Genomic DNA, 4,508 nt, shown 5'->3' with positions numbered 1-4,508 from the left:
GTGTCGGTGAGGTGCCGCGCCGCGTTGCGGAAGCACTCGACCTGCTCGTCCTGGGTGAGCAGGTTGAAGATCGTGTTGAAGACCAGGAACACCAGCGGGTACGACGTGCCGGTGCCGGCGGTGGTCATGTCGCCCAGCGTGACCGCGTGGTCGGCGCCGCCCGGCTTGGCCCGCAGCCGGTCGATCATCGCCGGGGAGAGCTCGATCCCGTCCACCCGGAGACCACGTCCGGCCAGAGGCAGCGCCACCCGGCCGGTCCCGATGGCCAGCTCGAGCGCCGGGCCGTCGCCGGCGAGAAGGGCGAGGAGGTCGACGGTCTCCGCCTCGTCACCGCGGGGAGACGCGTCGTACCGGCTCGCCGCGTCGGGTCCGAAGCTCGCCGCCGGGTCGAAGCCGTCCATCGAGCCTCAGTGACCGCGACGCTCGTCGCGGGTGTGCTTGCGGCGGCGGCAGTACTCCCAGCCGAGGAGGCCGAGGCCGAACCCGGCCAGGCAGGTCCACAGCCACCAGCCGCGGCCGGACTCCTCGAGCCGGCCGTAGAAGGGGAGCAGGGCCACGAAGCCCAGCAGCCACAGGCCGACGCCCACGCTGACGGTGCGGATGCCGTCCACGTCGAGCGGGTCGACGTCGGCGACGATGTAGGTGCGGTTGCCGATCTCGTGCCGTGTCGGCTGCTCGTCGCCCAGGTCCACACGGCCACGCTACACGCGGGGGTCGGGGGCGAAACACGGACGAAGGACGCTTCTGCCACACTCCGTGTTCGTGACCAAGAAGACCCGCAAGCCCCAGCAGCCCACCAGCACCCGCGGACTCGACGGGTTCTTCCGGATCAGCGAGCGTGGGTCGACCCTGGGTCGTGAGGTCCGCGGCGGCATCGTGACGTTCCTGACGATGGCCTACATCATCGTCCTGAACCCCATCATCCTGCTGCAGGGCAAGGACATCAACGGCGATGTCGTCGGCACCTTCCCGCAGATCGCGGCCGCGACGGCGCTGGCGGCCGGCGTGCTCACGATCCTGATGGGCGTCGTGGCCAACTACCCCCTCGCCCTCGCGACGGGACTCGGCCTCAACGCGTTCGTCACGTTCTCGGTCGCCAGCCAGATGACGTGGGCCGACGCGATGGGTCTTGTCGTGATCGAGGGCCTGGTCATCCTCGTGCTGGTCCTGACCGGCTTCCGTGAGGCGGTCTTCCACGCCGTACCCGCCCAGCTCAAGATCGCCATCTCGGTCGGCATCGGGCTGTTCATCGCCCTCATCGGACTGGTCGATGCCGGGTTCGTACGCCGCACCGGAGCCGGTCCCGTCCCCGTCGAGCTGGGCATCGGCGGCCAGCTCGCCGGCTGGCCCGTCTTCGTGTTCGCGGTCGGGCTGGTCCTCGTCATCGCCCTCTACGTGCGGCACGTCAAGGGCGCGATCCTGATCTCGATCGCGATCACCACCGTCATCGCGATCATCGTCGAGAAGGTTGCCGACGTCGGTCCGACGTTCACCGCGGACGGGGTCAACCCCAAGGGCTGGAACCTCAACGTGCCGGCGCTCCCGGACAAGGTCGTCGACGTCCCGGACTTCGGCCTGATCGGCAACTTCAACCTGCTCGGCTCGTGGGAGAACGCCGGCTTCGTCACGGTCGTCCTGCTCGTCTTCACCCTGCTGCTCGCCGACTTCTTCGACACCATGGGCACCATGACCGCGATCGGCGCCGAGGCCGGCCTGCTCGACGCCGAGGGCAACCCGCCCAACACCAAGCGCATCCTGATCGTCGACTCGATCGCTGCCGCGGCGGGTGGCGCCGCGAGCGTGTCCAGCAACACCTCCTACATCGAGAGCGCGTCCGGTGTCGGCGAGGGTGCCCGCACCGGTCTCGCCTCGGTCGTCACCGGCGTGCTGTTCCTGCTGGCCACGCTGTTCTCGCCGGTGGTCGAGATCATCCCCAACGAGGCCGCCGTCCCGGCGCTCGTGCTCGTCGGCTTCCTGATGATGCAGCAGGTCCGCGGCATCGACTGGGACGACCTCGAGATCGCGCTGCCGGCCTTCTTGACGATCGTGCTGATGCCGTTCACCTACTCGATCTCTGCGGGCATCGGCGCCGGCTTCCTGGCCTACGTGCTGATCAAGCTCGTGCGCGGCAAGGCCGGCGACATCCACCCGCTGATGTGGGTCGTCGCGGCGATGTTCGTCCTCTACTTCGCGATCAGCCCGATCTCCGCCTGGGTGGGCTGAGCCTCTCGCCCGCGTGCGTCCACGCGGCTCTCACCGTGCGGGAATGCTTAGCACAACTAATGAGTTATGCTAAGTGTTATGCCTACCACTGAAGCCGTTGCCCGCACGGACGCGGGGCTCGCCGCCGAGCTCCGGGTCGGCGTCATGCGGCTGCGCCGTCGCCTGGCCAACGAGCGGCACCCCGACAACGACCTGAGCCTCGGCCAGATGGCGGTGCTCGGGCTCCTGCTGAGGCGGGGGGACCTGACCATCGGTGAGCTCGCCCGCCTGGAGCGGGTCCAGCCACCGTCCATGACGCGCACCGTGACGTGCCTGGAGGACCTCGGCACCGTGGCGAGGAGCCCGCACGCGACCGACGGGCGCGTCGTCGTCGTGTCCCTGACCGACCACGGCCGTGAGGTGGTCCTCGCCGACCGTTCGCGTCGCGACGCCTGGCTCGCGGTCCAGCTCACCCACCTGTCCCCCGACGAGCGCGCCGCCCTGCGTCGCGCCGCCCCCATCCTCGACCGGCTCTCCCAGGCCGACTGAATCCCAGGAGCACGAACACAGCCTTGAGTCCCACCTTCCGCTCGCTGCGCAACCCCAACTACCGCCTGTACGCCGCAGGCGGGGTCGTGTCCAACACGGGCACGTGGATGCAGCGCGTCGCGCAGGACTGGCTCGTGCTCCAGCTGACCGGCAACTCCGGCGCCGCCCTCGGCATCGCGACGGGCCTGCAGTTCCTCCCGTTCCTGCTGCTCGGACCGTTCTCCGGCCTGGTCGCCGACCGGATGCCGAAGCGGCGGCTGCTCCAGATCACCAACATGGCGATGGCCGTGCCGGCGCTCCTGCTGGGTCTGCTCGCCGTCACCGGCACCGCCCAGATCTGGCACGTCTACGTCCTCGCCTTCGTGCTCGGCCTGGCCGCCGCCTTCGACGCGCCGGCGCGGCAGTCGTTCGTCTCCGAGATCGTCGAGGCAGACGACCTCACCAATGCGGTGGGCCTCAACTCGGCGAGCTTCAACGCCGCCCGGCTGGTCGGTCCGGGTGTCGCCGGCCTGCTGATCGCAGCGTTCGGCGGGGGAGTCGTGGCCACCGGCTGGGTGATCCTGCTCAACGCCGTCTCCTATGCCGCGCCCGTCCTGACGTTGCGCAGCATGGACGCCACCCTTCTGGACTCACCCGCGCTCACCCATCGTGGCCCGGGAGCGATCCGGGAGGGCTTCGCCTACGTCCGCGCCCGCTCCGACCTGATGCTGATCCTGGCGGTCGTCTTCAGTGCGGGCACCTTCGGCCTGAACTTCCAGATGACCAGCGCCCTGATGGCCACCGAGGTCTTCGACAAGGGCCCGACGCAGTACGGCCTGCTGGGCACCTTCCTGGCCGTGGGCTCGCTGAGCGGCGCCCTCCTGGCCGCTCGGCGTGAGCGGGTCCGCCAGCGGCTGGTGATCGGCGCCGGGCTGGTCTTCGGTGCGCTCGTCACGCTGTCGGGCCTGATGCCCTCCTATCTCACGTTCGCGCTGATGACCCCGCTGATCGGCATCTCGGCGCTGACGCTCATCACCAGCGCCAACGCCTACATGCAGCTGCACACCGAGCCGGGCGTGCGCGGGCGGGTGATGGCGCTCTACATGATGATCTTCATGGGCGGCACGCCCGTCGGGGCGCCCGTGATCGGCTGGATCGGGGAGGCCTTCGGTGCTCGCTGGACGCTCATCCTGGGCGGCCTCCTGACGATCACCGGCATCGCGCTGGCGAGCGTGCTGTTCGCCCGGTCCAAGGGCGTCACGCTCAGCGCCTCTCCGCGTTTTGACCGGTCGTGGACCCCCCGGTAGATTGACTCCTCGTGTTTGGCCTGTGCTCAGGCGTGCCCTGAATCGGCCCGGACACGCGTCACCTGCGCAGTGCGCAGCCGGGCACCAACCACCTCACCGTGGCTGTTCCCGACACGACCCGCCTCGGCAGAGCGCCGTTGCGAGAGATCAAACCAAAGAAAGGGAACCACTCGGTGCCCACCATTCAGCAGTTGGTCCGCAAGGGCCGCCAGGACAAGGTGTCCAAGAGCAAGACACCTGCCCTCAAGGGTTCGCCCCAGCGACGCGGTGTTTGCACCCGCGTCTACACCACCACTCCGAAGAAGCCGAACTCCGCTCTGCGCAAGGTCGCACGTGTGCGCCTGTCCAGCGGCGTCGAGGTTACGGCGTACATCCCAGGCGTGGGGCACAACCTGCAAGAGCACTCGATCGTGCTCGTGCGCGGCGGCCGGGTGAAGGACCTTCCGGGTGTTCGTTACAAGATCATTCGCG

The 4,508-nt window shown here is 69.1% G+C and carries 6 protein-coding genes; 4 read left to right on the top strand and 2 right to left on the bottom strand.

What is annotated here, in order from left to right:
• A partial coding sequence (locus RMO85_RS04085; protein ID WP_310526634.1) for a class I SAM-dependent methyltransferase occupies positions 1-401 on the bottom strand: 401 nt, incomplete at its 3' end.
• A 6-nt stretch (positions 402-407) separates the two neighbouring features.
• Positions 408-692, bottom strand: coding sequence for a DUF2530 domain-containing protein (locus tag RMO85_RS04080; RefSeq protein WP_310526633.1), 285 nt, complete (start codon positions 690-692; stop codon positions 408-410).
• A gap of 70 nt (positions 693-762) precedes the next feature.
• Between RMO85_RS04080 and RMO85_RS04075 the strand changes: the two genes are divergently transcribed.
• The 4 genes from RMO85_RS04075 to rpsL form a co-directional block, all read left to right on the top strand.
• Complete coding sequence (locus RMO85_RS04075) at positions 763-2,223, top strand: NCS2 family permease (RefSeq protein WP_310526631.1); 1,461 nt, start codon at positions 763-765, stop codon at positions 2,221-2,223.
• Between the two features lie 78 nt (positions 2,224-2,301).
• Positions 2,302-2,751, top strand: a complete 450-nt coding sequence (locus RMO85_RS04070; RefSeq protein ID WP_310526630.1) for a MarR family transcriptional regulator — start codon at positions 2,302-2,304, stop codon at positions 2,749-2,751.
• A 23-nt stretch (positions 2,752-2,774) separates the two neighbouring features.
• On the top strand, positions 2,775-4,037 hold the full coding sequence (locus RMO85_RS04065; protein WP_310526628.1) for an MFS transporter: 1,263 nt from the start codon (positions 2,775-2,777) through the stop codon (positions 4,035-4,037).
• Positions 4,038-4,210: 173 nt separating this feature from the next.
• The coding region (gene rpsL / locus RMO85_RS04060) for a 30S ribosomal protein S12 (protein ID WP_310526635.1) at positions 4,211-4,508 on the top strand (298 nt) is incomplete at its 3' end.

The sequence above is a fragment of the Nocardioides sp. genome, from assembly GCF_031422975.1.
Lineage (GTDB): Bacteria > Actinomycetota > Actinomycetes > Propionibacteriales > Nocardioidaceae > Nocardioides.
Note: the sequence above shows the minus strand (reverse complement) of the source record. Positions and strands in the feature narration are given on the sequence as shown.